The sequence below is a fragment of the Bordetella genomosp. 12 genome (assembly GCF_002261355.1).
Taxonomy (GTDB): domain Bacteria; phylum Pseudomonadota; class Gammaproteobacteria; order Burkholderiales; family Burkholderiaceae_B; genus Bordetella.
In genome coordinates this window covers 724,988-748,625 of the sequence record NZ_NEVU01000002.1, presented here as the reverse complement: position 1 = coordinate 748,625, position 23,638 = coordinate 724,988, and the positions used below count along the sequence as shown (strand labels likewise).

Below are 23,638 nucleotides of genomic sequence, written 5' to 3'. Positions count from 1 at the left end.
GCCAGGCGCCGATCTGCTGCGCGCGCGGTGGTGTCGTTCCACATCAGCGCACCCACCCCGGAACCTCGATGGGCTCCGACCAGACCACGCCCTGTTCGTCGCCGAAGCTGTACAGGAACTCGATGCACTCCGACATCTCGCGGATGGTCATGGAGCTGGTGCGCTTGCCCAGGATGACGAAGCCGCCACGCACGCCGGCCGCCATGCGCTTTTCCTGCATGAGGCTGGCCACGATCACAGCCTTCCAGTCGTCGATGCTCAGGCGCTCGAGCTGGCCGTTCACCGGCCATTTCACCTGCCGAGAGACGTCGGCCAGCATGGCGTGCAGCTTGGCCGACTGGCCCAGCGTGCGGGTGGGCTCGACGGGTGGCGCGAAGAAGAAGCCATCGGGCGCGGCGTCGATGTCGCGGTGCGCGCGCTGGCGCGTGCGGGCGTTGAGCGGGTAGCGCATGCCTACCTCGCCCCGCAGTTGCCCAGGCTCAAGCGCGCCTTGCAGCATCGCGAGCCGATTTCATTGCCCTGGGCCAGATAGTCCATGTAGCTAACCGGAACTATGGTCAGCCCGAGTGCACGGCACATTGAGTCGAGCTTTTCCAGCGTGATGCCAGTGGCGCCTGAACAAATCTTGGACGGCATGCTGGCATCCCAGCCCGTTTCATCCAGCAGCTTTTGGCGCTGGGCCTGGTTGGCCATTGCCAAGCGCAAGGCCGTTTCGATGATGTGGGGACCGGTCATTCCGGCCGGTTCAATGGGAATCATGGCTGCTCAAAAGGAAAGGAATGCCCTGGAATAAGCCGCTGGGCACACTGGCGGTACTGATTCGATGGAGTAGGAAATGACCGACACCGAAAAGCTCTTGCAGAACGCCCAGGACATCGCCCGGCGCACCTTCGTGGACCCGTCCGAAGCCGCGGTGATGGCTATCTTTGAAGAGCTGCGCGCCGAGCGCGACCGTATGGCCTGGGAAAGCGCGGAAGCCGCCGGCGCGACGGTGCATTGAGCCATGCAGACGGAAATGGGCGGCCACCCCCAATCGGATACGATGGAATTTCCACATATCAATCGTTTCCAAAAAGGGATTGGCCATGAATCAAATCGGTGGCGTTGGCATTGCCTGGTATCGGCGAGAGGACTACGACAGGGTTCGCGCCATTTCGGACGACGCCCATACATTCCCCGATACCTTCGACGACTGGGAGAAGCGTGCCGAAGAGGGTCGGAAGGAAATGCTCAAGCACGGGTACGTCGTCATCAAGGCATACATCGACCCAGACACATTCCCCGCCTGGTGCCGCGCGCATGGACACAAAGTCGACTCCAAAGCACGTATGGCTTTCGCGTCCGCCGAGTCCCATCGGGTCACGTCGAACGTGAACAAGGGCTGACAGCGGCATCACGCGGCCTCCTGCTGCGGCGCGGAGGTTGCCAATCCAGCATGGGGTCTTCGGTCAAGGTAGGCTTTGGCAGCCTTGCGGAGCTTTTTGGCCAAGCAACGAACGCGCTGCTTGTCTCGATCCGAAGCCAGCAAATCGGGCCGCTTCAATGCAAGCCACTGCCGAGCCGCGAAGTGGAAAACGTCGCCGTTGTTGGCCGGCCACAGAGCGTCCCCGCCGAACGTAGAATCGGAGGCTCCTACACCTTCCTGATCTACGCCGGGGGAACTCGCTTGAAACTTTTCGACCGCATCGCCCTTTACCTGTGGCGGGACAGATACGACTACGACCCGACCAGCGGATGCCCAGGTGAGCAAAACAACATTTCCCTGTGGACCAGGCTTCGCCCCGCGCGAAAGCGCCTCATCGCGGTACTGCTGAATGGGCAGCTTTGGCTGGCGTTCATCGGTGGCATGTTCGCCCTGGGCGCTGCCCTGCTCCCCGCATACCTGGACCGAGTCAAAACCGACCAGCAGGTGAATACGAACGCCGGGGAACTGCTGCTGCGTTGCGTTCAGGAAGCCGACCATGTCTTGCGATGCAGGCCACTCCCGGACGGACAGAATGAGATCGTCTCCGGCATGGATGGACCGAGCCTCGACTCGGATAGGCCTGGGCGCGAAAGCCCGACGCAGGACGTCAAGCATGAGTAACCTCCTGCCGCTCAGCCAGCTCGGGCCAGATGCGGGCGTAGTCCTCGGGCCAATGCTCTCGGCGCGTGCACTGCCCTCCGGTAGCCACCTCGATGGGGCCGCCGAACTCAACAGGGATAGGCCGTTCGCCGCGAGCCCAACGGCTCACATCTGGCGCGTGAGCACCGATTGCCTTGGCCAATGCCGCTTGGCGACCACGCTCTTGGGATAGGTATTCGGCTAATTTCATGAGCCGATATTAGCCTTTTGCTAATTCAACCGCAAGAAAAATATGAGCCTTTTGCAAATTCCAATCGTTAGCCAATGGCTATCAAATGATGGAATGCTGATTGATGACATCCGCCGGGCTAACCTGGCATCGCTTGCTAAAGAAGCTGGCGGCGTTGGCCGCCTCGCCGAGCGGCTGGAACGTGACCAGTCCCAGGTAAGCCAATGGCTGAATGCTTCAAAAAACTCAGCGACTGGCACGCCAAGAGGGATGAGGGCCGGCACATGCCGGTTCATTGAGAAAAAGATGGGGAAGCCAGAAGGATGGCTCGACATCAACCATGCGGACGCCGGCACAGACTCAGGAAACTGGCCATTCCCCCGCCTACCTCAAGCCGACTTTGACCGGCTGACCCCAAGGCAGAAGGAAGCCATTGAGGACTGGGTAATCAGTCAAGTTAAGGCATTTGGGGCGTCTCCTTCTGTCAAAAGTGACGAAGCCCATAAGGCCGCCTGATCCGCCCCGACTCACGCTCGTCTGGTCCAACGGAATTTTTTTGGACTCACTGTGACGAAATGCTATAGAGACTACAAACTGCAAAATCCGAAGGCCGGAGGGAAGCTATGAAGGTTTCGAATCTAGCGATTGCCACACTGATGTGCTGTCTTTCCACAGCGCTATCCTCCCCTGCCATTGCGAAAGGCTGGGGCAAAGAGCCAACAAGTTTCATCGGCGTGCAGCTTGGCGCACCCTACACAGCAAACTTTTCCCGCTGCGATATCTATAACCCTCGCTTGGACACGCCATGCATCTATAGCGCTTCGAACGATGTCTATCAGATTTGGAACGCCCTAAGTTTCGACTTTGGCTACACGCTGACGATGGGCATGTACGACAACGCAGTCCGAAGCTTCCTCCTCACTACGAAACAGCAAAACTACGAATCGCTGCGGAAGATATTGGTGGAGCGCTATGGCCCACCTACCAACAGTTCCCAACAGACAGTCCAGAGCGTTGGTGGCGGCAAGTTTCGCTCGGAGGCCGCAAGCTGGAGAGGGAAGGCCGTGACGATTGAACTAACCGAACGCGCTGGTCAGGTAGATGAGTCCGCCATGATGATCTACCACAATCGCACTCAAGCCACCTACTCGAAAGGCAAGGCGGACAAAGCATCAAAAGCAGCGAGCCAGATGTAAGTCGACAACTACTACGAATCACAACACAGGAGACCCAACATGATCCCAGCCATAGGCGTCATGATCGCTGCTTACATCATCACTCGGATGGTCGCCAGTCTGACCAGGCCAGACGTCAACAAGGTTGCCAAGGTCCTTGCCGTGGCCACCATCATCGTGACAATCGTGTCAGTGTCCGACCTGATGTCCGCGGCGTCGTCGGCTCGCAATGGAATGCCGGCGTTGATGCGGTAGTGGCTGGCTGCCCAGTGCCCCGCGTGCAATCAGACCTGGCGCCACGCCGCGGGATGACGAGGCGGGACAGTGGACAAGGACGTGATTACTTGTCCATACGATGGCGAAACAATGCGAATAAACAGAGAGTGGCATGAATCCTAAAGATACTTCCCCTGTGGTCCCGTTCGAAGTTTTTTCCGCGTTCCTGAAAGCTAAGGAAGTCCAAACGGTATGCGAAGTCTGCAAAAAAGACGCTGGCTGGATTTCACGAGGCACCAACGCTGGTGGCGGGAACGCTATTCCCATTGAGGGACTCGCCTATCTTATGATCGATGAGAACGGTCATGTCCGGCAGACTGTCGGTGGCGGCTTTCCCACATTGTCCCTGGAATGCGACCACTGCGGAAATTTGCGGCTATTCAACCTGGCGACCGTCCTACGTTGGTCCCAAGAGGCGACGAATGCAACCGGCGAATAAGGTGCTTCCATTTCCTGTGACTCCTGCGCGAGACTTCCCTCCGGGGTTTGACGGCGGTAATGGAGGGGGTACTATTGAAACTATGGAAGCGCGCGTAAAGGCCCTTGAAGACACCATGACCCAAGTCCGCCAGGACTTGGCGGTAATGCGTTCGAATTATGTGACCAAGGCCGAGCTGGCGGATGTTCGAGGCGATTTGAAATCCGAAATTGCCAACGCCAAGACCAGCATCATTATGTGGGTCGTAGGTACCATCATCGTTGCGCAAGTCCTTCCGGCGCTACCGGGAATAGTGCGCGGAGTCATGAGCGCTCTTAACCACTAGTAGGTATCGGGCCTAGCCACCCCCAAGCCGCCTCCGGGCGGCTTTTTGTTGCCTGTTACAAAAAAATTAGCTTTTTGCTCATATTTCCGTTGCCTTGATCATTAGCCTTTAGCTAATATTCTCCCAACGCCTCACCACTCATGCATCACCGAGCAGAGGCCAACCTCCCCACCCCGGGGAGAACGGGAGAACAACAATGCCGGACCAGCCGCAAGAAGAAGTCGTCACCAGCTACAAGGCGTTCAACGCCGATCTGACCTGCACGGGCGGCGACAAGCCGTTCCAGTACGAAGTGGGCAAGACCTATGAAATGAAAGGCCCGATCAAAGCTTGCGACCGCGGCTTCCACGCTTGCGAGTATCCGCTGAACGTCTTCGATTACTACCCGCCGGCCGGTTCGCGCTTTGCCCTGGTTGAACAAGGCGGAAAGATCAGCCGCGAAGGTAGCGACACGAAGCTGGCCAGTTCTCGCATCACCATCAAGGCTGAAATCGGCCTCGCTGGCCTGATCAAGGCGGCCATCGAATACACGTTTTCGCGGGCAAGGCCCGAAGGCGAGACTGCCACGGGCTACCAGGGTGCTGCCTCTGCCACGGGCTACCAGGGTGCTGCCTCTGCCACGGGCGACCAGGGTGCTGCCTCTGCCACGGGCTACCAGGGTGCTGCCTCTGCCACGGGCTACCAGGGTGCTGCCTCTGCCACGGGCTACCAGGGTGCTGCCTCTGCCACGGGCGACCAGGGTGCTGCCTCTGCCACGGGCTACCAGGGTGCTGCCATGGCCTGCGGCTACGCCGGCAAAGCAATGGGCGCCCTCGGGAATGCTCTTTTTCTCGTGTATCGAGACGATGACTATGTGATCCGGAAGGCGGCCGCCGCCATCGTCGGTGAGAACGGAATCAAGCCCGACACCTGGTATTCGCTGAGCGCCGAAGGCGAGTTCATCGAAGCCTGACCCACCCCGCCCCGGGTGCCGGGGCAAGGAGATAACCATGACCACCACCATCACCGACGAGCAAGCCGTCCAGGCCATGTCGCAGTACGGCGGCAACTTCGTCAAGCAGCTGGCCCGCCTGTGGCAGTTGGCGGATTTCACGAACCGCGCGCGCATTGCATCGGCATTCGGCGATGAGTTCGGCCGCTATCGCGAGCTGGCCGGGCAGTCGGTGGAGGCCTGACCATGCTGACCCCCTCCTATCGCCACGATGACCCATCCCGCACTGCCTCGCCCTATGAAGGCCCCGGCGAGGCCTACCCCGGCGACGTCCCCGAAGTTGACCGCGCCGAAGCCGTGACCGCCGTGCAGGCCGTCCTGGCCAATGAAGCTGCCTATGCCTACGGCGAGACAGCCGAATGGTGGGCCGAAGTGCTGATGGATCACGTCAGCAACCTGCGAGAGAACGTGCTGCTGGCCCTGCTGGATACCGGCGACTGCCCGAGCATTCGCGCCGGCCTCGCTGAGCTGCTGGGCAGATTCATTCAAGCGACGGCGCAAGAGCGGGTCAATGCGCAGTGCGCGATGGGGGTTTACCAATGACCACCGCCCTTTTCACCCTCCGCACCCTCTCCCGCCGCGCCCTGGCCCTGTACCTGCTCGCCTACCGCAAGCAGTGGGATATCAACGTCGCCTGCTACGGCCTGTGCGGCGCCGCCATCGTCTTTTCCCTGCTGCTGATGACCGGCGTCATCGGCCCGACCCTCGACGCCCACGGCGAACCCATCCACACCGCCAGCGATGGCGGGAAGACCGCGTATGCGGCGAAGGAGTGAGCATGTCCCGCATCCCCCACGGCGGCCCGGGCGAGATTCCGCCTGTTGACGAGCGCGTGCCGGCCGACGCATTCGACAACGCCATCCGCGCGTTCGGCGTCGTCGCCGCGTGCGAATGGTTCGGCCACGACCCGGACAGCCAATTCACCGCCGCCACGATCCGCGAGCTGCGCATTCGGTCCGGCATCCCGGAGTCTGAAGCATGAACGCCATCACCGAACCCGTGACCATGATCGACGCCCCGCGCGTGATCGTGGGCATGCCCATCGAGGAGTACCACGGCGGGCCTGGAATCAGCAAAACCGGGCTGGATCGCATCAATGTGTCGCCAGCCAATTTCTACGACCTGACGCTGAACCCGGCGCGCCCGCCTGAGCCGGAGCGCAAAGGCCAGCTGGAAGGCCAACTCGCGCACTGCGCCATCCTGGAGCCGGCCGAGTTCGACAAGCGCTATGCGGTGGGCCCGGACGTCTCGCGCGCCACCAAGGCGTGGAAGGAATGGGAAGCCAGCCTGCCGGCCGGCGTGATCGCCATCAAGCCCGAGCAGCGCGAGACGGCGCTGCGCCAGGCCGAGAGCGTGCGCCGCCTTCCAGATGTGGCCGAAGCCCTGGCCGCCGGCCGGCCCGAGGTTTCCGCCTACTGGATCGACCCGGACACTGGCGTTCTGTGCCGCTGCAGGCCCGACTGGGTCCACCCGGCCGGCGAGTCCGGCGTGGTGCTGCTGGACGTCAAGACTTTCAGCGATGCCAGCCCGGCCGAGTTCGCCCGGCAAGTGGCAAGGAAAAGGTACGACGTTCAAGCCGCGTTCTACACGGATGGGTTCGCTCGCGCCAGTGGTCTCAATGTGCTTGCGTTCGTGTTCGTGGCTGTAGAAACCGATTATCCGTTCTCGTCAAGCGCGGTGATGCTGGACGAAGACAGCCTGGACGCCGGTCGCAGAAAGTACCAATCCGATCTTGCCCGGTATGCCGATTGCCTGCGCAGCGATGTCTGGCCCGGTTACTCGACAGAAATTCAGGTTGTCCGCTTGCCTTCTTGGGCGATGGAGTCAGACAAATGAGCCAAATCACGAAGGCGCGCGTTCTCGAACTCCTTGACTACGAGCCTGCGACCGGAGTGTTCCGTTGGAAGCGTTCGGGTCGACGTGCTGTGGCTGGCGCTATCGCCGGAAGCAACAACGGCAAGGGGTACATCCAGATATCAATCGATGGGCGCCGCAGAGCCGCGCACCGGCTTGCCTGGCTGGTCTGCGCTGGCGAGCTTCCGGCCGATGAAATCGACCACATCGACGGGAACCGATCAAACAACGCAATCAGCAACCTTCGTCAGGCTGATCGCTTCTTGAACAACCGCAATGTCCGCTGCGCACGCGCCACAAACAAGCTGGGCGTTCTGGGGGTACATGCGCGCGGCACGAGATTCATTGCGCAGATCCGCGCAAACGGCACGACGAAGCACCTGGGTTGCTTCAAGACCGTTGAAGCAGCTCACAACGCTTACCTGGCTGCAAAGGCAGCTTTCCACAAGGATTGATCATGTCCCAAACCACTTCCCTCGCGGACCTCAAGAAGACCTCCAAGATGGTCGCCTCGCAGGCCGGCATCGGCCAGGTCAAGGCGTTCATGGAATCGCAGAAGGCCACGCTCGCCGCGGTGCTGCCGCGCCACGTAAGCCCGGATCGCATGCTCAAGATCGCACTCGGCGCACTGCGCACCACCCCGAAGCTCATGGGCTGCACGGTCGAATCGCTTATGGGCGCCGTGGTCCAGGTCTCCCAGCTTGGCCTGGAGCCCAACACTCCCCTGGGGCACGCCTACCTGATCCCCTTCGAAAACCGCCAGAAGGGCATTGTCGAGGTGCAGATTGTCCTGGGCTACAAGGGCCTGATTGATCTCGCGCGCCGCTCTGGCCAGATCGTGAGCATTGCCGCCCACGCCGTGCACGCCAATGACCATTTCGAGTACGCCTACGGGCTGGATGAGAAGCTGGAGCATCGCCCGGCGATGGGCGAGCGCGGCGACATCGTCGCTTTCTATGCAGTCGCCAAATTGGTCGGCGGCGGGCATGCATTCGAGGTCATGAGCTACCAGCAGGTGCTCGATATCCGCGACGCCTCGCAGGGGTGGAAGCAAGCCAAGCGCTACGGAAAGGAAGCCTCCAGCCCGTGGGGCGGGCATTTCTCGGAGATGGGCCGCAAGACCGTGTTGCGCCGCCTGTTCAAGTACCTGCCGGTCAGTATCGAACTGGCCAGCGCCGCCGCACTGGATGAGCTGAACGCCCGTGGCGAATCGCAGGCACTCGACAACGTGCTGGACGGCGACTACATCACTCCCGCGCCTGCCGATGACGACGCGCCGGCAGCCCTGGTCTACGACCCCTCGCCCATCCTCCAGCAGATCACCGAGGCCACCACCATCGACGCGCTCGACCTGGTGGGCGACAGCCTGCGTGACGCGCCGGACGAGCACTACGACGCCCTGCAGCGGGCTTACCAGAACCGCCGCGACGAGCTGACCCCGGCCGCCTGATCTCCCAGGGCGGCGCCGCAACCGAGGAACCCCCAGGCGTCGCCCACCTAATTTCCCAACGTAGCGCCCACAGGAGATTGACGAATGTCGGAAATGAAGATCATCCCAGGGTTTGGCGGCCTCTACGCCACAACGGCCGACGGTCGAGTTTGGTCATTCCCGAGGAAATGGATTGGCATGCGCGGGCAAACGTTCTCCCACGATGGGAAGTGGCTGAAAACTCCGCTGAGCCTAGGGTATCCGGTGGCACGCCTTACGGATAGCGCAGGCAAGCAACGGACGATGTTGGTTCACCGGCTGGTAGCGCTTTCTTGGCTCCCTAACCCGCATGGCCTTCCAGAGGTCAACCACATCAATGGCGACCCCGCCGACCCCAGGGCCGAAAACCTCGAATGGTGCACGCGGAGCCATAACGTCCGACACGCATACCGAAATGGGCTGATCGCTATCGATGATGCCTGGAGGTCGCGCACCGCCGCGATGGGGCTTTCTACGCGCCGCCTATCCATGACCGACGCAGAAACCATTCGAGCATTGGTTGCCGCCGGCAGCCGCCAATACCAAGTCGCCGAACAGTATGGGCTCTCCCGAGCAGCGATCAACAACATCATCAACCACAAGACTTACAGATCATAAGGAATCTGGAATGTTCATGCTTGAAAAACAAACCGTGATTTTGGCTCATCTGAACGTGCGCCCCGAGAACCCCGGCGACGAAAAGGTGGGCGGCGCGGACCTGAAGATCGCCTTCACGGAAAGCAACGGCCTGCTGTCGGCGTTCCACCAGCGCCTGCGCCACGCCTTCTACAAGGTGGACGAGAACCCGGCCGTTCCGGGCTTCGAGGACATTGCACAGGAACCGACCGTGCGCGTCTTCGGCGACCTGATCGGCACGGTGCGCCTGAAGCACGAATTGAAGGGCGCGCAGGTCGTCATCGGCTTTGGCCTGGGCGGCGCGTCCGATATCGGCTTTGAGACGGCCGACGTCGACCACTTCTCAGTTGATCTGCTCGAAGGTGGCAGCGCGCGCTACTGCTTCCGGGTGAAGTGCAACCCCACGGGGGACCAGATCAAGCGCCTGTACGAGGTCCTGGGCGGCGAGGTGGATATCTCCGTCACGCCCGCCGTCGAGAAGCAGCAGTCGCTTGGCCTGAACCTGGAACCCGAAGCGGCATAACCCCACGGCCGGCGCGGCGCTGCCCGCCGGCCACCTATACCGAGAACGACATGATCCCCGCCATGAACCGCCAGCAGCGCCGCATGATGGAAAAGCAGCAGGCCCGCGTAAGAGCCGGCCGCCGCGTCGAACGCGACAAGCGCGCGCCCATGCTCGTCGCCACCGACCTGGTGCTACGCCCGCTTGAGGCCATCATCGACCAGATCAACCGCGACGGCACCGTGCACACCGATGCACAGGGCTTCCCGGACTTTCGAGCAGGCGACGGCAAATGGTACGAGGCCGCCGGCGCAATCGAGGGGGTCATCTGGCATTTCGAGATGTGGTGCACGCGGCATGGCCGCACGCTTCCGCTGGAGCCGTTGCGCGAGCTGCACATCGCCCTGAAATATCTGGTCCCGATCCGCGCCGAAACCATGGCCGGCCTGGCCACCACCATGCCCGCCCTGCGCCGCGCCATGGCCACCGCCGACCCGGACGACCAGACCGACCTGCTGCTGCAAACCCAGATCCGCGCTGAGCTTGACGCCGCGCGCGCCACCGGAGCCTGATATGACCACCCTACCCGCCGGCTGGAAGCTGGCTGAGAAATTGCGCGATAGCCTGCTCTGGACAGCCAGCAGCTTGGCGGCGCTTGGCAAAGAGCAGGACGTGATCGTGCTTGAGGGCCGCCGCCGCACCGTTGGCGAAGTTCTTGATGAGGCGAACGAAGCGCTCGAAGTGGACACCCCTCCCGCCAGCGCACAGCCCGAAAGCCAGCGCGAAGGGTATCCGCACGATGACCCGCAATTCGTCGCCTTGTGCCGTGAGCACGACATCCTTGGTACTGCCATGCAGGGGCTGGTTGCTGTGTTCTGGCGTGCCAGCGCACAGGACGATGCGAAGGACAGCGTAATCGCAGGCGCCCTGTTCGACTTTATGGGGTTCCTCACGACGCTGGATCAGCCGGTTACGTTGGGGGCATCCAAGGAAGCCACGATTGCCGTAAAGCTCTTGGAACAATGGGCGGAAAAACGCGGCTTGCACTTGAGCGAGGCAGACGTGAAGGGATGGGACCGCCGCCGTGCTCCCGCTGCTGGCGATGCGCGGGACGATCTAACGCGCTGGACCCTGCGCTGGATCATGCGCGAGGCAGACGCCGCTAAGGAAACTTGCGGCACCGACCCTGAAAGCCCTGCCGCCATCCGCAACGCCAAGCTTGCTGCCATTGCGACCGCCGCAGCCCAGGCTCTGGGCCTTGTCCGCGGCCCGAGTTATGCAGATCCTGGCTCAGGCGATGCTCAGGATGCGGCGCGGTGGCGCTGGATTTTTAGCCACGCGGAGAACGTCGGTTTCGACTACCAGTCGGGCCGTTTCACTACGTTGACGATTGCAGGGCGGCAACGCGAGTCGCTTGTTGCGTTCGTAGACGCCGCCCTCGCCGCCCAGGTCCCGCACAAAGGAGATGCAGCATGAGGTTCTACGCACGCGTCTGGCCGCAGTCTGGCTTGGGTAGCCGCACTTTGGCCCCGGAGTTCGTCCAACGTTCGTCTGTCGATGATATCGACGAAGAGGAAGCCGAGGCATGCGCCGAAGACTACTTCCACAACCATGACGGCTTTGAGGCCAATTGGCCGCTGACGTTCGCCATATTCGACGGTTTCACCGGCCCCGAGATCGGGCGATGGGAAGTAAATGTTGAATACGAGCCATCGTTTGTCGCCGCCCAGGTCCCGCAGCAGGGAGAGGCGTGATGGATAAGTCCGGCTTCTTCAAGATTGAGAAGGAAAGCGGCTTCTACAAGCTGCCCAAGGAGCAGACCTGCATCCATCCAGAACACGGCTTCCCCATGTACATCTGCATCCCGCCAGGCCAGGGCTACCGGCATGTATGCCCTGGCTGCGGGAAGGTCCAGGTGGCACACAACCATGGAGTGACGATGTGATGGCTTGCAACGACGGATGCCACTACGGCCCAGCGCCGCACGTCTGCTTCTACAAGATACCCGGCGCCACCCTTGGGCAGAGCAAGGTGCTACCTGAGTCCGAATGGCCGGATAGCTACGACCCCGACCCGGACATGCCCGGCCTGGGCATCCACCACGCTTGCGGCTGGAGCCGCGCCGCCCAGCCCACCACCGAGGACAGGACATGACTGACAAAAACACCCCCCAGCCTGTGCTGACGGACGAAGAATGCATCAGCATCCTGAAATTTGGAAGCAGTAGCATCGCCATGGCTCGCGCCATCGAATCCGCCCTGCTGTCCAAGCTGCGCGCCCCTGTAGCCGATGAGCGGGCGCAGTCCCTATTCGAGGCGCTGCAAGCCTTTGCCGGAGCCGAGAATTTCGACGGTTGGCATGAGAAGTACCACCCAGCCATTGAAAAGGCGCGCGCGGCGATTCGCGAGTTCAAGGGAGATTGACATGAAAGACAGCCAAATCATCGACTTGGCCAACAAGGTACTCCCCGGCTGGACGCGCAAGGACAACGACCTCGCGTACATCACCTTCGCGCGCGCCATCCTCACCCTGGCAAGCGCCCCTGTAGCCGGGGAGGCGCAAAAGCCCTGGGGTGAAATCCGCGAAGACGCAAACGGCGATCTGGCCATCTTCACGCCCAAGCACAACTCCAAGTTGGCCATCTTTTCCCCTGGCGCTGCGGGCGAGTTCGTAGCAGGCGACTCCCTCTATGCCGCGCCCCAGGCCAGCGAGGCGGTGCGCGATGCGGATCATCCAGTGTTCGCTTTCCTGTTGGGCGAAGGCCCGCTGCACGGTGTCTATTTCGGCGAGCGTGCTCCGGGTGCCGTTGGCAAATGGTGGTGGCGCAAATACCTACGCGCCGCCCTGTCCGCGCAACCGGGCGCGCAGAAGGGGAACAGCGATGAAGCCTGACCTTCAGCGCCTGGACGCCGCCATCACAGCCGCCAAGAACCTGCGCGCGGCTCAGTCCGACTACCTGCGCAAGAGCGAACGCGCACGGGACGCAGGAATGGACTGCTCACCCAAGAAGCGCGGCAATTTGTCCGCGTCGATGGGAATGGCCGCTATGGACGTAGAGCGCCAGTGGGACACGCTGCACGCCGCACTTGTCGATCTGGGGATCTGCCAACCGAAGGGCGGTGATGCGTATTCCGGCCGCGCACAGCACATGAGCGCGTTCCACGATCACGCCTATCAACCGGCGATCCCGGCAGTCGTCAAGCAATCCTTGACAGGTGCCACCCAGCCCAGCAAGGACGGAGGCGCAAAGCATGAGTGAATGCAAATGCACGTTGACGATCCGGCTGAACGGCGATGGCTGCCGTTATTGCCAGCCGCAGACGTACATCGACCATCTGGAGATGGCGGCAGCTGAGAACCTGATGGAAGTCGAGCGTCTGGAAATGGCGCTGGGATCCGAAATAGTCAAAGTCGCCACCCTACGCCACGCCATTCACATGCACCAGCAGAGCGACTTCAATGCTGACCATCCAGCGCTGGCCAAGGCTATGCGCGCCACCGACAACAAGGAGCAGTAATGGCACACGCAGCCCAACACCAAGCACCGGTCGCGGCGCCGAAACTTCTGTACCGCCTGCGCGAGGCAGAGGAAGCCCTTGGCCTGTCGCGCACCATGATCTACCGGCTGGTCAAGCGCGGCGATCTGGAAAAGGTCGTGATCGGCGACGCCGCGCGGATCACAGTCGAGAGCGTGCAGGCGCTGATCGAGCGCAGCAAGAAGAAGAAGGCGGCATGAGCAGGTATCATCTGGCCTTGTCCCAGGCGGAACGCCAACCACGCCCCGGATGAGTAGCCAGATGAGTAGCTAGACCGGGTTTTTGGAAGGCGCCCCCGCCAAGAACCGCATGAATAAACGGTCTACGAAAAACATGAAATTAGCCACCTGGAACGTCAACTCCCTGAATGTCCGCCTGCCGCAGGTCATCGCCTGGCTGGCCGACAACCCGGTCGATGCCCTGTGCATCCAGGAACTCAAACTGGCCGATGACAAGTTTCCGCTCGAAGCCTTCACCCAGATCGGCTACCACGCCGCCTGGGCCGGCCAGAAGACCTATAACGGCGTGGCCATCCTCACGCGCGAGCCCGGGCAAGCCCAGGTGCGCAACATCCCGCGCTACCAAGATCCGCAGCAACGCGTCATCGCCGTCACCCTGCCCAGCCCGGCCGGCGACGTGCGCATCATCTGCGCCTATTGTCCCAACGGCCAGAGCGTGGGCAGCGACAAGTACGCCTACAAACTGGAATGGTTTGCCGCCCTGCAGCGCTGGCTGCAGGAAGAGCTGCGCGCCCACCCGCGCCTGGCCATCCTCGGCGACTACAACGTCGCGCCCGCCGACGAAGACGTCCATAACCCGGAAAAATGGGAAGGCCAGGTGCTGGTCTCCGAACCCGAACGCACGGCATTCCAGGGCTTGCTCGGCCTGGGTCTGACCGACGCATTCCGGCTTTTCGAGCAGCCCGAAAAATCCTTCACCTGGTGGGACTACCGCATGTTCGCTTTCCGCCGCAACGCCGGTCTGCGCATCGACCACATCCTGCTCTCCGACGCGCTCAAGCCGGCCTGCACCGCCTGCGTGATCGACAAGGCGCCGCGCGGCAACGAACAGCCTTCCGACCACACCCCGGTCATCGCGACCCTGGATCTGCGCGCCTGACTCCGCGCCACGCACACCACGAAAAAATTCGTGTATAGTTTCGATCTTCTGTTTTTGGGGCGGTAGCTCAGCTGGGAGAGCGTCGCGTTCGCAATGCGAAGGTCGGGAGTTCGATCCTCCTCCGCTCCACCATAATTCCCGGCCAAAACGAGGCACCACATCTAGCGATGTCGTGCCTCGTTTTGCATTTCAGGGCAGGTTTTGCCACAACAGAGGTAGAAAAACTGAGGCAAGCCACAGCGCCCCACAGCGGGTTTCCATCACGCGCAACGCATGACAACGCACGAAGCTGTAGCTGACATACCCCTTATCGAGAAATTCGGTTTGCCACGCGCCGAAGACGTTGGAACGGCTCCGAGAAAAAAGCCAAGGATGGATGCGCGTAGCGCCGCTCACGCATCACCGAGCGAGAGCCGCGGATTGTTCAGCAGCATCCACCGTAAACGGATCGGTGGGAACGCCAGAAAGGATGCGAAAGCATCGCCAGTCGATACCCCCGCCGGTCAGAATGGGGCCGGTTAAACAAAGGCCGGTATCGCCACGGAAAGCCGGCAAGCAACTTGGGGCACCACCCCACCGAGTCTCTTCCGACGCGATGCCGGCCACGGCGACTCAGTAGAGCAAGCCCATGGTCGGCTAGGTCTAGATTCCGTGAACCTGGCCCCGAGCAAGACCGGCAAGGTGTTCTACCTGGCGGCGGAAGGCGATGCCCTGGAGCACCACCATCGTGGCTATGCAATCCGCAAGCACCTGCCTGCGAACGCACGCACCGCCATCGCCGCGAACTTTGCCTTGTCGCCATGCAGCCGATTTCCGTGATGCCCTGGCGGCAATCCGGCAGACGTTGCCCCCGGCGTAGGATCTGCGCGACGCGGTAATAATAAGAAGAATCTTATTATTCTTACCGGATTATTCTTCAGCAGAACGGCAGGGGCGGTCGAGTGGTCGCCCTGTTCATTCCTCGACAGGCCACTCCCTGCCTACCGATGGCGCATCGACCCATTCGCGCCCTTCGGGGGGCAACGGGTATGCACCAGAGGACTCCAGGCCTTCCAGCAACTCACCCATCGTATAGCGCGGCGGCCATTGCTTGGCAGCGTGCAGCAGTCGCAGCACACGCACCGCACCACCCGATAGGTCATAGACCAGGATGTAGTTTCGGTGGGCTACCAGCTCCCTGGTGCCGGGCACACGTCCCTGCCTGCCAAGGTTGGGATGGTCGAGCAGCAGGCTGGCTTTTTCTGAAAATAGCTCATCCAGGGCCAGCGCCGCCGTTGGAGCGTGCTGCACGATGTATTCGCGTATCTTCTTTCTGTCGGCGTGCGCTTGCCGTGTCCAAACCAGTTTCACGACTCTGCGGAGCTGCTGGCCAGCTTGCGGCGTACCTCGGCACGCCAGGCTTCGGCCTCGGCTTCAACTTCTACAGCGGCGATCACGTCACCTGCGTTGGCTGCATCCAGGCCGACCTGCACCTGGCGACGAAACCAAGCATCATGTGCAGCCGCTTCTTCCTGCTGCCGCACGAAATCACGCATGAAGTCACGCAACAACTGGGCGCTGCTACGGTCGCGCGCCTTGGCAGCGTTGGAGAACTCGGCTTTCAGAGACTCATCGACACGGAAGGTGAAGGTAGCTTCGCTCATGGCGCAACCCCAATGTGTTACATGATTAGTGCAATATAACACGGCGCTGATGTTGGCGAGGGGTCATAGGGTCACTCTTCTTTCTGCCTCGGCTTTCCTGCCGATCTGGTTGCCAACATTCCGCATTTGTATTGACCCAGCAGAACCTGCCCATATTAAGTGACTTATGCAAATGCCTATACCGGGGTCTTTATGCCGAGCGCCCTGGTGTAGGCGCCGGTGGTGATAAAAGCGTATCCAATCCCCGACGACGCGGCTGGCATGTTGGATCGTTTCGAAGCGATGCCGATGCACGCACTGCTCTTTGAGCTTGCGGATCACACCCTCGACTATGCCATTCTGCTGAGGGCAATGCGGTGTGATGAACTCCTGGCGCAACCCATAGCCGCGTACCAGTGTGGTGTAGCTGCGCGACGTGAACACCAGCCCATTATCCGAGCGCAACAGAAACGGCATCAGCACGCGGCCCAACGTCCCAAAGCGTGCAATCAAGGCATGTTCTAGGGCACTACCCACAGTGCAGGCCTTGCCGCTGCGAGACAGGTGCCAGCCTTGCCCACCGTCCCGGCCAGCCTATACCCGGCACATATCCGTGGACCAGCGCTCGTCAGGCATCGCTGCCACCGATGGCAGCGCCTGTATCCGCGGCCTGAAGCCGATCGGCCACTTACGAACCCGCCAGCCCATCAGCTGGAACACGCCCTGCACGGTATTCTTGTTGAACCCCAGCAGGTGCGCGACGGTCCGGTATCCCAACGACGGCGACTGCTCGATCATCGTCTTGATCAGCGTAACGACCTTCGGTTCAACCTTCGCTGCGGCCTTCACTGGCTTGTAGTACACCGTGCGGCGCGGCACACCGAACCAGCGACACCGTTTGGCGAGCGAGACGGTGATGCCCTCGGCTTGCAGTCAACAACGGGCAAGATGGGTGAACTAAGCCCACCGGCAAGCCGGTATTCCTCCTTCACTTCCCTTATCGAGGCTGGCCAGCCACCGCTGGACAAGGACAAGTACATCACCCCAACCTTGCTAAAATGATTTCATTACTATAATTTGATATCAAATACAGCATATTGAGGGTTTGAATCATGGCCTCTATCACTGTCAGGAACATCCCCGAGGAAGTGCATCGCGCTATCCGGGTACGGGCAGCCATGCACGGTCACAGCACCGAGGCAGAGGTTCGCCGCATCCTGGAGCAAGCCGCACGGCCAGAGGGTCGCATCAAGCTCGGTTCGATGCTGGCATCCATTGCCCGCGAGGCCCAAGGCTTGACCGACGCCGAAGCCGAAGCCATCAACCAGCAGCGCGATAAGACGCCCGCCGAGCCGATGAGCTTCGAATGATCGTTATCGACACCAACGTCATCTCCGAATTGTGGAAGGCCGAGCCTGCGCCCCAGGTGCTGACCTGGCTGGACGCGCAAATGATCGAAACCCTGTACCTGTCCGCCATCACCGTGGCCGAACTCCGCTTCGGCCTGGCTCTGATGCCCGCAGGCAAGCGCCGGACAATCTACCTTGATCGGTTGGAGCGTGAAGTGATCCCGGCTTTCGGTGGGCGCATCCTGGCTTTCGACCTGGACGCATCGCGGGCCTATGCTGAGCTGATGGGAGCCGCCAGGGCGGCAGGTAACGCTATAGGAAAGGCGGATGGCTACATTGCGGCCTCTGCCATTGCGCGTGGCTATACGGTTGCCACACGCGACACCAGTCCCTTTGCAGCCGCAGGGCTGGCCGTCATCAACCCTTGGGAGTGACGTTCTCCCAAAGAACGTGAGTAAGTCACAACTAGAGTAAGGTCGCTTCAGGCTCTTGGGACGAAGGAGCAGGACGCGATGAAGAAGTCTCGTTACACCGAGCCGCAAGTGACATATGCACTACGCCATGCAGAAGCCGGAACGCCTGTAATGGATGTCCTGCCGTGGATGGGGGATATCAGAGGCTACGCTCTACAACTGGAGGAAGAAGTACGGTGACCTTGCGGCGAGCGAGATTCGCCGACTGCGCCAGCATGAAGAGAAAAACGCGAGGCTCAAGCGGGTTGCGGCCGACCTGACTTGCGGGCGCGGTCCTCACCGTCTCCTGCTCTATCCCCGAGCCCGGCGCGCCTGCATAAAGAAAACGGCTGCCCCGATTTCCTCGGGGCAGCCGTGATCACGCCAGGCCGCCAAAACGCAGGCAGCCCGGCCAGGGCCAGGCTTATTTGGCAGCCAGCAGCACCTTGGAGCCGTCCGTCACGTCGGCCGAGATCGACGCCAGCGGCACCTGCTTGACGGCTTTGCTTTGCGCCAGGGTGTTGAGATCGAAACGCACGTAGTTCATGTTGGCATACGTGCGCACCAGCATCTGGTGCTTGTTCAGATCCGTCAGCGTGGTCCACGAGGTGTATTCCGAGCTGTAGCCCGGTTCGCCCGCCACGGGAGGCACGGGAATGCCGGCAATGCTCTGGGTCTCGCTCTTGTCCACCGTGATGCCGCGCGGACGATCGAAGTTGTTCATGATGTGCGCCAGCGTGAGCAGGGCTTTGTCCGGACTGTCGACCTTTTCGGCGAAGTGGGAGTAATACACGGCCCGGACGAAGCGCCCGACCGAGGTATTGGAGGCCGGCAATCCGGCGGTTGCGATGCCGGTGTCGGGCTGCTGGAAGGTTTTACCGTTGATCTGCCAGCTGGACTGATCCTTGTTGCTCAAGAAGGAGTAATTGTCCAGGTTGGTCATGTGCCAAGGAAAGGTCGGGCCATTCGTCATGACGCCGACCGGGTTGTCGTAGACGTGCTGCGCCCCACCGCTGTACTCGATGACGATGGATTTTCCGCTGGCATCGTGCAAAGCATAGTGGAACGGCGTCTTCAACTGGCCCTTGGGCAGCAGGGACGTGACCAGCACGGGCTGTTTTTCCAGGGCGGCCTTGACCTCGGCCACCGTGTTGAACTGCGACAAGGTCCACGTGCCCAGGTCGATCGCCGCCAGCACGGCCGTCGTCTGGCTGGCTGCATTGGCCGGGCCGTCCGCGTTGGGGAACGCCAGCAGGCTGAACGTCAGCCCTTTGTCGTTGACGCCCTGCAGCGCCTTGAACTGGCCATTGACGGGGTCAGGCACGCCGATGGAGACAAAGGCGTTCTTGGTCTTGAAGTCCAGCACGTGATGGTTATCCGCCTTGGAACCAAAGCTGGTGCTGACGGGGAAATAGGCGACTTGATAGGGCAACTCCATCGCCAACTCGAGGGTGCGGCCCGCGTATGAGGCGCCCTTCCCATCGGTATACAGCAATGAGGTGCAAGCCTGGCCCAGGCTGGGAACAAGCATTGCCAGTGCCGTGGCAACGACGGTGCGTTGCAGTGTCGCTTTCAGGTTCATCACACTCTCCCAACAAGGGAATCCAATTATTCAAACGACGCATTCAACCCTGCGGAAAACCCATGTCCCCGTCACGGAAAAATGAACTGTTGCGTGGTTGTCTTTACGACCCAGGCAGCGAGCTAGACTAGCGTCTCGAATCAATTTTCGCAACTTAGATACTTCTGCACACACATTCGTTAGCCCGACAAGCCGGTTCGCGGTTAATGGAAGAGCACTACTCCGGGTGCGAACCGGCAAACCGGAAGCGGCGTCCGCAGACGTTATGGCGAAGCTGACTGGGGCAATTGCGCCAACCAAAACGGCGTAAAGGCTGGACTCCGATCCACAGACTGCGGCGATCCGCTCTGTCCGAAACGGTCGCAGTGCCATCCAGGCAAGCAGCCCTGAGCTAACACCACGCCGATCGACGCACGCCTGTGCCGACCTTGGCACAACAGTGCGATTGGTCCCTGCACTTCTCTATCAATGGGCCTGCCGGCCTAGTTCAAAAACGATCAGCCTTTTCTGGCATCCGGACAGCGGGGCTTTTACTTTCCCGACAAATCATCACGGCCATTTCCATCCGCACTCAGGGAGGTCGCGCTCCGCGCCGGGGTGCGAGCGTCCCACGCCCGACCTGCTTCAGTTGTCAGGCAGAGAATATGAGAAGAAATATAAGAACCGCTTTAGCTTGTCGACGCCGAAATTAAGGGTTTACCCCAGAACAAACTCACTTAAATAGATAATTTACAGTGATACTATTTCGACACTTTTTTACAATATTGAGACAAAATGCGTAAACAAATACTGATTGCTGCTACTTGCTTGACGCTTACTGGGTGCGCGGCACCACCGCCTCTGAATTTCTCGACGCCGAATGTTGGCTATAGCGAAAAGAAAATAGACGCAGAACTGAAGTCGATGACAGTGACTCTCGCTCGTCCGGACGAAGCGAAAGGAGAAATCAGTTGGGGCATGGAAGGTGTACCCCAACTGTGGGACAAAGCGCTGCAGGAAGCAGTCAACCGCATGTCGATTTTCCGCGACGATGCTCCCCGAAAAGTTAATTTGGCCGTCAAGATTCTTGGACTTGACGCGCCGGGCGGCGGGTTTTCCATGACAACAAAAACCATCGCCCGATACGAAATCATTGATCGCTCCAACGGCGATATTATTTTTACTCAGGACGTTGCCTCGGAAGGCACTGTCCCGATGGGATATGCCTTTCTCGGCGTCACCCGGGCGCGTGAATCTATAAACCGGGCAGTCCAGAACAATATCACTCAGTTTCTCCAGGCCCTGGAAACTGTCGACCCTAGCAAACCGATGTTTCCTCGGGCAGCCGCCAAATGATTCGCACATGCTTGCTAGCCTCGACCCTGCTGGCTCTTGCCGGTTGTGCGCACAATGTCAATCCGAATAGCTATTCGGCCGGCTCCGTGGGCCAGGTAAACCGCACGGTCGGAGCAACGATAGTCAGCGTGCGGGATGTGGATATTCTCGGAACCTCCGGCATGGGCGCGACCGCCGGCGGCCTAGGCGGCGCCGTGGCGGGTTCGGCCATAGGCGGCGGCGTGCGGGCCAATGTCCTTGGTGCCGTCGGCGGTGCCGTGGTCGGCGGGCTGATCGGTGCCGCAGCCGAATCGTCGGCCACGCAACAAAGCGGTGTCGAGTACGTTGTTCAAACCGACAATGGCAATCTCATGACGCTCGTCCAAGGGGCGTCACCTAGATTTGAAACGGGCGCGAAAGTGCTGGTGTTGTACGGCAACCCATCACGCGTTATTGCGGATCCGCGACACTGAGGCCATTGCTATCCGAGCTTGGCGGCTAGACTCGCGTCATACGCATCCAGGCCCGTCAATGCCTCAACATGGCAGACCCCACCCGCTGATTTGCGGTGCGCTGCGACTGCCGGGTTGGCCACTCAAACAGGTACTCTGATCGGCCGACCCGCGCGTCCTTTGGCATTGCGGCTACCCTCACCCGAGCCGCGACACCAGCAGACCCAGGCGGGTCTGCGCCAGCTCGGCCACCCATTGCAAGGTCTCGTCGGGCAAGGCGGCCGGCGCCATGACCCCGCACACCAGTGTCGTCAGGGCAAAGGCCAGGGCACGCCGTACGCGCGTGATGCCCTCGGGCCCTTGCGCTTCCTGGTCTTGCATGGCGATGACGCGGGCTTCGCGTTCGCGCCGCCGCTGCACTTTGCCGCTGAACAGGTCGGGCAGGCGCATCCCGCCGGAACGCTGCATGATGGGCGCGGCATAACGCACTGGCGCGATCACCAGACGCAAGCCCTCACAGGCCTGGGCGGCATTGGCCAGCGCGCCGACGCTGGAGCGCAGGATCACGCTGTCTGGCTGGCCTTCGGGCGGCGCACTCAGAAACCAGCGTTGCATACCGATCAGGGCCTGGCTGTCCACCCAGGCAGATTCCGGCTCAGGGGTCTGCAAGCGATCGCGCCAGACCTGCGGAATCTGCACGGCCACGCCGCAAGGCATGCGCGCGCCACGCTCGGCAAGACTGGCGGGCCAGACCGTGCCGCGCCCATGAAAGCGTATCTGGGCCGAATCCAGCAAATCGCGGAACTCCGCCAGGGTAAGGCGGCAGTACATGGCGGTCGCCGCGTCCAGGCGCTTGTCGATGTAAATGGCGGTCACGCGGCGCATCTCCAGAGTGGCGGTCGGCACGCACCGGGCATGGTGCTGAGTGACGGACGTCACGCGAGCGCTTCCTGATGGAAGCGGCGCTGTTTTTCGTGATTCGCCCTGCTAGGCAAACCACCCGCTGCAATGTCCGACCGGCATGTTCACAGTGTAGAAACTGAAACTTTCAATCGGCTTTGAACGCAGCCGGGCGAGGCGGATGCGGCGGATTTACAACCGCCGGCAGCCCGTGCCGGCGGTCACTGACAGGCCATGCCAGTTCAATCGGGTTTGACGCCCCCGTCGGCCACGACTTTGGCCCACTGCTGGCGCTCCGCGCCTATGCGGGCGGCCGCCTCCTGCGGGCTCGTCCAGGTGGCGACCGCGCCCTGCCGCAGCAAGGCCTCGCGCACCTTGGGCTGGGCCAGGATGTCCTTCAAGGCGCCATTGAGCCGGGCGATGACCTCGGCGGGGGTGCCTGCGGGCGCCACGATGCCGAACATCGAACTCACCTGAAAACCGCCCAGACCGGCTTCGGCCGTGGTCGGCACGTCAGGCAGCGCCTCGGCGCGCGCGTCGGCGGCCACGGCCAGACCGCGCAGCTTGCCCGCCTTGACGCTGCCCTGCGCGGCCGGCACGGTTTCTATCATGCTCATGACTTGCCCGCCCATCAGGTCGGTCATGGCCGGGCCGCTGCCTTTATAGGGCACATGCAGCACGTCCACGCCCGCCACCCGCTTGAACATCTCCGCGGCCAGATGCTGCGGCGAGCCGTTGCCCGCCGACGCCATGGTCACCGCGCCAGGGCGGGATTTGGCCAGCGCGATGAAGTCGCTCAGCGACTGCGCCGGCACTTGCGGATTGACCACGAACACCAGGGGCACCGTACCGACGATGGAGACCGGCGCAAAACTCTTTTCAATGTCGTAGCTGACGGTGTCCGTATAGAGGACGGCATTGATGGCATGGCTGGTCAGCGCTCCCATCAGCAGCGTGTAACCGTCGGGATTGGCCTTGGCGACCTGATCCGCACCGATATTGCCGGCCGCGCCGGCGCGGTTTTCCACCACCACGGTCTGGCCCAGCGCACCGGTCATTTCCTGGGCGAGCACGCGCCCGATCACATCGGTGGCGCCGCCGGGCGGGTATGGCACGATCAGGCGGATGGGGCGCTCCGGATAGGCGGCGGCCGCCGCTGCGCTCAAGGTCACGCCGGCGATGCCGGCCAGCAACGCGAGGCGCGCGCGACGCGCCATGTGACGACAGTCGAACATCATGTCTCCTCTTGCCGGGAGAAGAATGGAGGGTGGCGCCCGGCTCGCTCGCCTGCAGTGTAGGAGGAGCCACCTTGATTGAAGAATCAGTAATTTTTGAATTACTGATCTGTTTTA

The 23,638-nt window shown here is 61.4% G+C and carries 44 protein-coding genes, 1 tRNA gene and 1 pseudogene; 36 read left to right on the top strand and 10 right to left on the bottom strand.

The genetic code is table 11. From position 1 onward, the window contains the following. Positions 1–43: 43 nt before the first annotated feature. Positions 44–451: a recombination protein NinB gene (locus CAL22_RS08920; RefSeq protein ID WP_094812346.1), complete on the bottom strand. Its 408-nt coding sequence runs from the start codon at positions 449–451 to the stop codon at positions 44–46. Between the two features lie 2 nt (positions 452–453). After that, the gene (locus CAL22_RS08915; protein WP_094812344.1) at positions 454–759 is read right to left on the bottom strand and encodes a hypothetical protein; all 306 of its coding nucleotides are present in this window, start codon (positions 757–759) and stop codon (positions 454–456) included. Between the two features lie 76 nt (positions 760–835). On the opposite strand from CAL22_RS08915, the gene CAL22_RS21125 reads away from it, so the two are divergent. From CAL22_RS21125 to CAL22_RS08900, 3 genes are all read left to right on the top strand, one after another. After that, a complete protein-coding gene (locus CAL22_RS21125; protein WP_094812342.1) occupies positions 836–1,000 on the top strand; it encodes a hypothetical protein in 165 nt (54 codons plus the stop codon). 85 nt (positions 1,001–1,085) lie between these two features. Beyond that, the gene (locus CAL22_RS08905; RefSeq protein ID WP_094813543.1) at positions 1,086–1,385 is read left to right on the top strand and encodes a hypothetical protein; all 300 of its coding nucleotides are present in this window, start codon (positions 1,086–1,088) and stop codon (positions 1,383–1,385) included. A gap of 50 nt (positions 1,386–1,435) precedes the next feature. Beyond that, complete coding sequence (locus CAL22_RS08900) at positions 1,436–2,086, top strand: hypothetical protein (RefSeq protein WP_094812340.1); 651 nt, start codon at positions 1,436–1,438, stop codon at positions 2,084–2,086. Here the strand turns inward: CAL22_RS08900 and CAL22_RS08895 are convergent. Then, positions 2,073–2,315 carry a transcriptional regulator gene (locus CAL22_RS08895; RefSeq protein WP_094812338.1) on the bottom strand — a complete coding sequence of 81 codons (243 nt, stop codon included), beginning with the start codon at positions 2,313–2,315 and terminating at the stop codon, positions 2,073–2,075. The two genes, CAL22_RS08900 and CAL22_RS08895, sit on opposite strands and share 14 nt — an antisense overlap. A 42-nt stretch (positions 2,316–2,357) precedes the next feature. On the opposite strand from CAL22_RS08895, the gene CAL22_RS08890 reads away from it, so the two are divergent. From CAL22_RS08890 to CAL22_RS21120, 28 genes are all read left to right on the top strand, one after another. Beyond that, the gene (locus CAL22_RS08890; RefSeq protein ID WP_094812336.1) at positions 2,358–2,810 is read left to right on the top strand and encodes a hypothetical protein; all 453 of its coding nucleotides are present in this window, start codon (positions 2,358–2,360) and stop codon (positions 2,808–2,810) included. Positions 2,811–2,917: 107 nt separating this feature from the next. Then, a complete protein-coding gene (locus CAL22_RS08885) occupies positions 2,918–3,490 on the top strand; it encodes a hypothetical protein (protein ID WP_143276954.1) in 573 nt (190 codons plus the stop codon). 39 nt (positions 3,491–3,529) lie between these two features. Beyond that, entirely contained in the window at positions 3,530–3,724 is a 195-nt protein-coding gene (locus CAL22_RS08880; protein WP_094812332.1) for a hypothetical protein, read from the top strand. Positions 3,725–3,857: 133 nt separating this feature from the next. Next, positions 3,858–4,184 (top strand): hypothetical protein, encoded by a 327-nt coding sequence (locus CAL22_RS21000; protein WP_143276953.1) that lies wholly within the window; start codon positions 3,858–3,860, stop codon positions 4,182–4,184. Between the two features lie 115 nt (positions 4,185–4,299). Continuing rightward, positions 4,300–4,509 (top strand): hypothetical protein, encoded by a 210-nt coding sequence (locus tag CAL22_RS08875; RefSeq protein WP_143276952.1) that lies wholly within the window; start codon positions 4,300–4,302, stop codon positions 4,507–4,509. Between the two features lie 196 nt (positions 4,510–4,705). Continuing rightward, positions 4,706–5,461 carry a DUF7666 domain-containing protein gene (locus CAL22_RS20995; protein ID WP_143276951.1) on the top strand — a complete coding sequence of 252 codons (756 nt, stop codon included), beginning with the start codon at positions 4,706–4,708 and terminating at the stop codon, positions 5,459–5,461. A 37-nt stretch (positions 5,462–5,498) separates the two neighbouring features. Then, complete coding sequence (locus CAL22_RS08865; RefSeq protein WP_094812326.1) at positions 5,499–5,684, top strand: hypothetical protein; 186 nt, start codon at positions 5,499–5,501, stop codon at positions 5,682–5,684. A gap of 2 nt (positions 5,685–5,686) precedes the next feature. Further along, positions 5,687–6,043 (top strand): hypothetical protein, encoded by a 357-nt coding sequence (locus CAL22_RS08860; RefSeq protein WP_094812324.1) that lies wholly within the window; start codon positions 5,687–5,689, stop codon positions 6,041–6,043. After that, positions 6,040–6,276, top strand: coding sequence for a hypothetical protein (locus CAL22_RS08855; RefSeq protein ID WP_094812322.1), 237 nt, complete (start codon positions 6,040–6,042; stop codon positions 6,274–6,276). Before CAL22_RS08860 ends, CAL22_RS08855 begins: the two co-directional genes overlap by 4 nt. Positions 6,277–6,278: 2 nt before the next feature. After that, a complete protein-coding gene (locus tag CAL22_RS08850; RefSeq protein ID WP_094812320.1) occupies positions 6,279–6,482 on the top strand; it encodes a hypothetical protein in 204 nt (67 codons plus the stop codon). Next, the gene (locus tag CAL22_RS08845; RefSeq protein WP_094812318.1) at positions 6,479–7,336 is read left to right on the top strand and encodes a PD-(D/E)XK nuclease-like domain-containing protein; all 858 of its coding nucleotides are present in this window, start codon (positions 6,479–6,481) and stop codon (positions 7,334–7,336) included. The genes CAL22_RS08850 and CAL22_RS08845 overlap by 4 nt, the downstream gene beginning before the upstream one ends. Further along, positions 7,333–7,809, top strand: coding sequence for an HNH endonuclease signature motif containing protein (locus CAL22_RS08840; RefSeq protein ID WP_094812316.1), 477 nt, complete (start codon positions 7,333–7,335; stop codon positions 7,807–7,809). Before CAL22_RS08845 ends, CAL22_RS08840 begins: the two co-directional genes overlap by 4 nt. A gap of 2 nt (positions 7,810–7,811) precedes the next feature. Then, on the top strand, positions 7,812–8,804 hold the full coding sequence (locus tag CAL22_RS08835) for a recombinase RecT (protein ID WP_094812314.1): 993 nt from the start codon (positions 7,812–7,814) through the stop codon (positions 8,802–8,804). An 84-nt stretch (positions 8,805–8,888) separates the two neighbouring features. Further along, on the top strand, positions 8,889–9,440 hold the full coding sequence (locus tag CAL22_RS08830; protein ID WP_094812311.1) for an HNH endonuclease: 552 nt from the start codon (positions 8,889–8,891) through the stop codon (positions 9,438–9,440). 10 nt (positions 9,441–9,450) lie between these two features. After that, on the top strand, positions 9,451–9,981 hold the full coding sequence (locus tag CAL22_RS08825; RefSeq protein WP_094812309.1) for a hypothetical protein: 531 nt from the start codon (positions 9,451–9,453) through the stop codon (positions 9,979–9,981). Positions 9,982–10,031: 50 nt separating this feature from the next. Then, positions 10,032–10,532, top strand: a complete 501-nt coding sequence (locus CAL22_RS08820) for a hypothetical protein (RefSeq protein WP_143276950.1) — start codon at positions 10,032–10,034, stop codon at positions 10,530–10,532. A 1-nt stretch (position 10,533) separates the two neighbouring features. Further along, positions 10,534–11,436, top strand: coding sequence for a hypothetical protein (locus CAL22_RS08815; RefSeq protein WP_094812305.1), 903 nt, complete (start codon positions 10,534–10,536; stop codon positions 11,434–11,436). Further along, positions 11,433–11,714: a hypothetical protein gene (locus tag CAL22_RS08810; protein WP_094812303.1), complete on the top strand. Its 282-nt coding sequence runs from the start codon at positions 11,433–11,435 to the stop codon at positions 11,712–11,714. The genes CAL22_RS08815 and CAL22_RS08810 overlap by 4 nt, the downstream gene beginning before the upstream one ends. Further along, entirely contained in the window at positions 11,714–11,905 is a 192-nt protein-coding gene (locus CAL22_RS08805; protein ID WP_043223546.1) for a hypothetical protein, read from the top strand. Before CAL22_RS08810 ends, CAL22_RS08805 begins: the two co-directional genes overlap by 1 nt. Continuing rightward, entirely contained in the window at positions 11,905–12,114 is a 210-nt protein-coding gene (locus CAL22_RS08800) for a hypothetical protein (RefSeq protein WP_048939998.1), read from the top strand. Before CAL22_RS08805 ends, CAL22_RS08800 begins: the two co-directional genes overlap by 1 nt. Beyond that, entirely contained in the window at positions 12,111–12,383 is a 273-nt protein-coding gene (locus CAL22_RS08795; protein ID WP_094812301.1) for a hypothetical protein, read from the top strand. The genes CAL22_RS08800 and CAL22_RS08795 overlap by 4 nt, the downstream gene beginning before the upstream one ends. Before the next feature lies 1 nt (position 12,384). Further along, positions 12,385–12,852, top strand: coding sequence for a hypothetical protein (locus tag CAL22_RS08790; RefSeq protein WP_094812299.1), 468 nt, complete (start codon positions 12,385–12,387; stop codon positions 12,850–12,852). Continuing rightward, positions 12,842–13,219 (top strand): hypothetical protein, encoded by a 378-nt coding sequence (locus tag CAL22_RS08785; RefSeq protein ID WP_094812297.1) that lies wholly within the window; start codon positions 12,842–12,844, stop codon positions 13,217–13,219. The genes CAL22_RS08790 and CAL22_RS08785 overlap by 11 nt, the downstream gene beginning before the upstream one ends. Beyond that, complete coding sequence (locus CAL22_RS08780) at positions 13,212–13,478, top strand: hypothetical protein (RefSeq protein WP_143276949.1); 267 nt, start codon at positions 13,212–13,214, stop codon at positions 13,476–13,478. Before CAL22_RS08785 ends, CAL22_RS08780 begins: the two co-directional genes overlap by 8 nt. Beyond that, positions 13,478–13,696, top strand: coding sequence for a helix-turn-helix transcriptional regulator (locus CAL22_RS08775; RefSeq protein ID WP_094812294.1), 219 nt, complete (start codon positions 13,478–13,480; stop codon positions 13,694–13,696). Before CAL22_RS08780 ends, CAL22_RS08775 begins: the two co-directional genes overlap by 1 nt. A gap of 133 nt (positions 13,697–13,829) precedes the next feature. Continuing rightward, on the top strand, positions 13,830–14,615 hold the full coding sequence (gene xth, locus CAL22_RS08770) for an exodeoxyribonuclease III (protein WP_094812292.1): 786 nt from the start codon (positions 13,830–13,832) through the stop codon (positions 14,613–14,615). 56 nt (positions 14,616–14,671) lie between these two features. Continuing rightward, positions 14,672–14,747 (top strand) — tRNA-Ala (locus tag CAL22_RS08765). 519 nt (positions 14,748–15,266) lie between these two features. Continuing rightward, a complete protein-coding gene (locus tag CAL22_RS21120) occupies positions 15,267–15,434 on the top strand; it encodes a hypothetical protein (RefSeq protein WP_167383581.1) in 168 nt (55 codons plus the stop codon). A gap of 135 nt (positions 15,435–15,569) precedes the next feature. Here the strand turns inward: CAL22_RS21120 and CAL22_RS08760 are convergent, their stop codons facing one another. The 4 genes from CAL22_RS08760 to CAL22_RS21290 all read right to left on the bottom strand — a co-directional run bounded on the left by CAL22_RS08760 (position 15,570) and on the right by CAL22_RS21290 (position 17,116). Continuing rightward, the gene (locus CAL22_RS08760; RefSeq protein ID WP_094812290.1) at positions 15,570–15,965 is read right to left on the bottom strand and encodes a type II toxin-antitoxin system RelE/ParE family toxin; all 396 of its coding nucleotides are present in this window, start codon (positions 15,963–15,965) and stop codon (positions 15,570–15,572) included. Further along, positions 15,962–16,258 carry a CopG family ribbon-helix-helix protein gene (locus CAL22_RS08755; RefSeq protein WP_094812289.1) on the bottom strand — a complete coding sequence of 99 codons (297 nt, stop codon included), beginning with the start codon at positions 16,256–16,258 and terminating at the stop codon, positions 15,962–15,964. Before CAL22_RS08755 ends, CAL22_RS08760 begins: the two co-directional genes overlap by 4 nt. Before the next feature lie 63 nt (positions 16,259–16,321). Then, positions 16,322–16,714 (bottom strand): integrase core domain-containing protein, encoded by a 393-nt coding sequence (locus CAL22_RS21295; RefSeq protein WP_244193855.1) that lies wholly within the window; start codon positions 16,712–16,714, stop codon positions 16,322–16,324. 117 nt (positions 16,715–16,831) lie between these two features. Then, positions 16,832–17,116 carry a hypothetical protein gene (locus CAL22_RS21290; protein ID WP_244193821.1) on the bottom strand — a complete coding sequence of 95 codons (285 nt, stop codon included), beginning with the start codon at positions 17,114–17,116 and terminating at the stop codon, positions 16,832–16,834. A 233-nt stretch (positions 17,117–17,349) separates the two neighbouring features. On the opposite strand from CAL22_RS21290, the gene CAL22_RS08745 reads away from it, so the two are divergent. From CAL22_RS08745 to CAL22_RS21285, 3 genes and pseudogenes are all read left to right on the top strand, one after another. Further along, positions 17,350–17,607: a FitA-like ribbon-helix-helix domain-containing protein gene (locus tag CAL22_RS08745; protein ID WP_094812287.1), complete on the top strand. Its 258-nt coding sequence runs from the start codon at positions 17,350–17,352 to the stop codon at positions 17,605–17,607. Further along, positions 17,604–18,020 (top strand): type II toxin-antitoxin system VapC family toxin, encoded by a 417-nt coding sequence (locus tag CAL22_RS08740; protein WP_094812285.1) that lies wholly within the window; start codon positions 17,604–17,606, stop codon positions 18,018–18,020. The genes CAL22_RS08745 and CAL22_RS08740 overlap by 4 nt, the downstream gene beginning before the upstream one ends. A 78-nt stretch (positions 18,021–18,098) precedes the next feature. Further along, positions 18,099–18,321, top strand: a pseudogene (locus tag CAL22_RS21285) (transposase); the annotation flags it as partial. A gap of 141 nt (positions 18,322–18,462) precedes the next feature. Here CAL22_RS21285 and CAL22_RS08730 read toward each other — a convergent pair. Further along, positions 18,463–19,620, bottom strand: a complete 1,158-nt coding sequence (locus tag CAL22_RS08730; protein ID WP_094812281.1) for a linear amide C-N hydrolase — start codon at positions 19,618–19,620, stop codon at positions 18,463–18,465. 774 nt (positions 19,621–20,394) lie between these two features. Here CAL22_RS08730 and CAL22_RS08725 point away from each other — a divergent pair. After that, positions 20,395–20,955: a UDP-N-acetylglucosamine acyltransferase gene (locus tag CAL22_RS08725; protein WP_094812279.1), complete on the top strand. Its 561-nt coding sequence runs from the start codon at positions 20,395–20,397 to the stop codon at positions 20,953–20,955. 11 nt (positions 20,956–20,966) lie between these two features. Beyond that, positions 20,967–21,407 (top strand): hypothetical protein, encoded by a 441-nt coding sequence (locus tag CAL22_RS08720; RefSeq protein ID WP_244193820.1) that lies wholly within the window; start codon positions 20,967–20,969, stop codon positions 21,405–21,407. A gap of 177 nt (positions 21,408–21,584) precedes the next feature. Here the strand turns inward: CAL22_RS08720 and CAL22_RS08715 are convergent, their stop codons facing one another. Both CAL22_RS08715 and CAL22_RS08710 read right to left on the bottom strand, forming a co-directional pair. Next, the gene (locus tag CAL22_RS08715; protein WP_143276948.1) at positions 21,585–22,325 is read right to left on the bottom strand and encodes a hypothetical protein; all 741 of its coding nucleotides are present in this window, start codon (positions 22,323–22,325) and stop codon (positions 21,585–21,587) included. A gap of 203 nt (positions 22,326–22,528) precedes the next feature. Continuing rightward, entirely contained in the window at positions 22,529–23,521 is a 993-nt protein-coding gene (locus CAL22_RS08710) for a tripartite tricarboxylate transporter substrate binding protein (protein WP_167383616.1), read from the bottom strand. Positions 23,522–23,638 lie beyond the last annotated feature (117 nt).

Coding starts and splice junctions, on each gene's coding strand:
- CAL22_RS08730 (WP_094812281.1), bottom strand. CDS start 19,620: ATGAACCTGAAAGCGACACTGCAACGCACCGTCGTTGCCACGGCACTG.
- CAL22_RS08810 (WP_094812303.1), top strand. CDS start 11,433: ATGAGGTTCTACGCACGCGTCTGGCCGCAGTCTGGCTTGGGTAGCCGC.
- CAL22_RS08900 (WP_094812340.1), top strand. CDS start 1,436: ATGGGGTCTTCGGTCAAGGTAGGCTTTGGCAGCCTTGCGGAGCTTTTT.
- CAL22_RS08865 (WP_094812326.1), top strand. CDS start 5,499: ATGACCACCACCATCACCGACGAGCAAGCCGTCCAGGCCATGTCGCAG.
- CAL22_RS08795 (WP_094812301.1), top strand. CDS start 12,111: ATGACTGACAAAAACACCCCCCAGCCTGTGCTGACGGACGAAGAATGC.
- CAL22_RS08840 (WP_094812316.1), top strand. CDS start 7,333: ATGAGCCAAATCACGAAGGCGCGCGTTCTCGAACTCCTTGACTACGAG.
- CAL22_RS08785 (WP_094812297.1), top strand. CDS start 12,842: ATGAAGCCTGACCTTCAGCGCCTGGACGCCGCCATCACAGCCGCCAAG.
- CAL22_RS08895 (WP_094812338.1), bottom strand. CDS start 2,315: ATGAAATTAGCCGAATACCTATCCCAAGAGCGTGGTCGCCAAGCGGCA.
- CAL22_RS08855 (WP_094812322.1), top strand. CDS start 6,040: ATGACCACCGCCCTTTTCACCCTCCGCACCCTCTCCCGCCGCGCCCTG.
- CAL22_RS08915 (WP_094812344.1), bottom strand. CDS start 759: ATGATTCCCATTGAACCGGCCGGAATGACCGGTCCCCACATCATCGAA.
- CAL22_RS08885 (WP_143276954.1), top strand. CDS start 2,918: ATGAAGGTTTCGAATCTAGCGATTGCCACACTGATGTGCTGTCTTTCC.
- CAL22_RS08875 (WP_143276952.1), top strand. CDS start 4,300: ATGACCCAAGTCCGCCAGGACTTGGCGGTAATGCGTTCGAATTATGTG.
- CAL22_RS20995 (WP_143276951.1), top strand. CDS start 4,706: ATGCCGGACCAGCCGCAAGAAGAAGTCGTCACCAGCTACAAGGCGTTC.
- CAL22_RS08860 (WP_094812324.1), top strand. CDS start 5,687: ATGCTGACCCCCTCCTATCGCCACGATGACCCATCCCGCACTGCCTCG.
- CAL22_RS08725 (WP_094812279.1), top strand. CDS start 20,395: ATGCGTAAACAAATACTGATTGCTGCTACTTGCTTGACGCTTACTGGG.
- CAL22_RS08820 (WP_143276950.1), top strand. CDS start 10,032: ATGATCCCCGCCATGAACCGCCAGCAGCGCCGCATGATGGAAAAGCAG.
- CAL22_RS08845 (WP_094812318.1), top strand. CDS start 6,479: ATGAACGCCATCACCGAACCCGTGACCATGATCGACGCCCCGCGCGTG.
- CAL22_RS08880 (WP_094812332.1), top strand. CDS start 3,530: ATGATCCCAGCCATAGGCGTCATGATCGCTGCTTACATCATCACTCGG.
- CAL22_RS21125 (WP_094812342.1), top strand. CDS start 836: ATGACCGACACCGAAAAGCTCTTGCAGAACGCCCAGGACATCGCCCGG.
- CAL22_RS08755 (WP_094812289.1), bottom strand. CDS start 16,258: ATGAGCGAAGCTACCTTCACCTTCCGTGTCGATGAGTCTCTGAAAGCC.
- CAL22_RS08830 (WP_094812311.1), top strand. CDS start 8,889: ATGTCGGAAATGAAGATCATCCCAGGGTTTGGCGGCCTCTACGCCACA.
- CAL22_RS08835 (WP_094812314.1), top strand. CDS start 7,812: ATGTCCCAAACCACTTCCCTCGCGGACCTCAAGAAGACCTCCAAGATG.
- CAL22_RS21000 (WP_143276953.1), top strand. CDS start 3,858: ATGAATCCTAAAGATACTTCCCCTGTGGTCCCGTTCGAAGTTTTTTCC.
- CAL22_RS21295 (WP_244193855.1), bottom strand. CDS start 16,714: ATGCCGTTTCTGTTGCGCTCGGATAATGGGCTGGTGTTCACGTCGCGC.
- CAL22_RS08825 (WP_094812309.1), top strand. CDS start 9,451: ATGTTCATGCTTGAAAAACAAACCGTGATTTTGGCTCATCTGAACGTG.
- CAL22_RS08740 (WP_094812285.1), top strand. CDS start 17,604: ATGATCGTTATCGACACCAACGTCATCTCCGAATTGTGGAAGGCCGAG.
- CAL22_RS08905 (WP_094813543.1), top strand. CDS start 1,086: ATGAATCAAATCGGTGGCGTTGGCATTGCCTGGTATCGGCGAGAGGAC.
- CAL22_RS08775 (WP_094812294.1), top strand. CDS start 13,478: ATGGCACACGCAGCCCAACACCAAGCACCGGTCGCGGCGCCGAAACTT.
- CAL22_RS08920 (WP_094812346.1), bottom strand. CDS start 451: ATGCGCTACCCGCTCAACGCCCGCACGCGCCAGCGCGCGCACCGCGAC.
- CAL22_RS08800 (WP_048939998.1), top strand. CDS start 11,905: ATGGCTTGCAACGACGGATGCCACTACGGCCCAGCGCCGCACGTCTGC.
- CAL22_RS08780 (WP_143276949.1), top strand. CDS start 13,212: ATGAGTGAATGCAAATGCACGTTGACGATCCGGCTGAACGGCGATGGC.
- xth (WP_094812292.1), top strand. CDS start 13,830: ATGAAATTAGCCACCTGGAACGTCAACTCCCTGAATGTCCGCCTGCCG.
- CAL22_RS08890 (WP_094812336.1), top strand. CDS start 2,358: ATGAGCCTTTTGCAAATTCCAATCGTTAGCCAATGGCTATCAAATGAT.
- CAL22_RS08805 (WP_043223546.1), top strand. CDS start 11,714: ATGGATAAGTCCGGCTTCTTCAAGATTGAGAAGGAAAGCGGCTTCTAC.
- CAL22_RS08850 (WP_094812320.1), top strand. CDS start 6,279: ATGTCCCGCATCCCCCACGGCGGCCCGGGCGAGATTCCGCCTGTTGAC.
- CAL22_RS08745 (WP_094812287.1), top strand. CDS start 17,350: ATGGCCTCTATCACTGTCAGGAACATCCCCGAGGAAGTGCATCGCGCT.
- CAL22_RS08710 (WP_167383616.1), bottom strand. CDS start 23,521: ATGTTCGACTGTCGTCACATGGCGCGTCGCGCGCGCCTCGCGTTGCTG.
- CAL22_RS08790 (WP_094812299.1), top strand. CDS start 12,385: ATGAAAGACAGCCAAATCATCGACTTGGCCAACAAGGTACTCCCCGGC.
- CAL22_RS08815 (WP_094812305.1), top strand. CDS start 10,534: ATGACCACCCTACCCGCCGGCTGGAAGCTGGCTGAGAAATTGCGCGAT.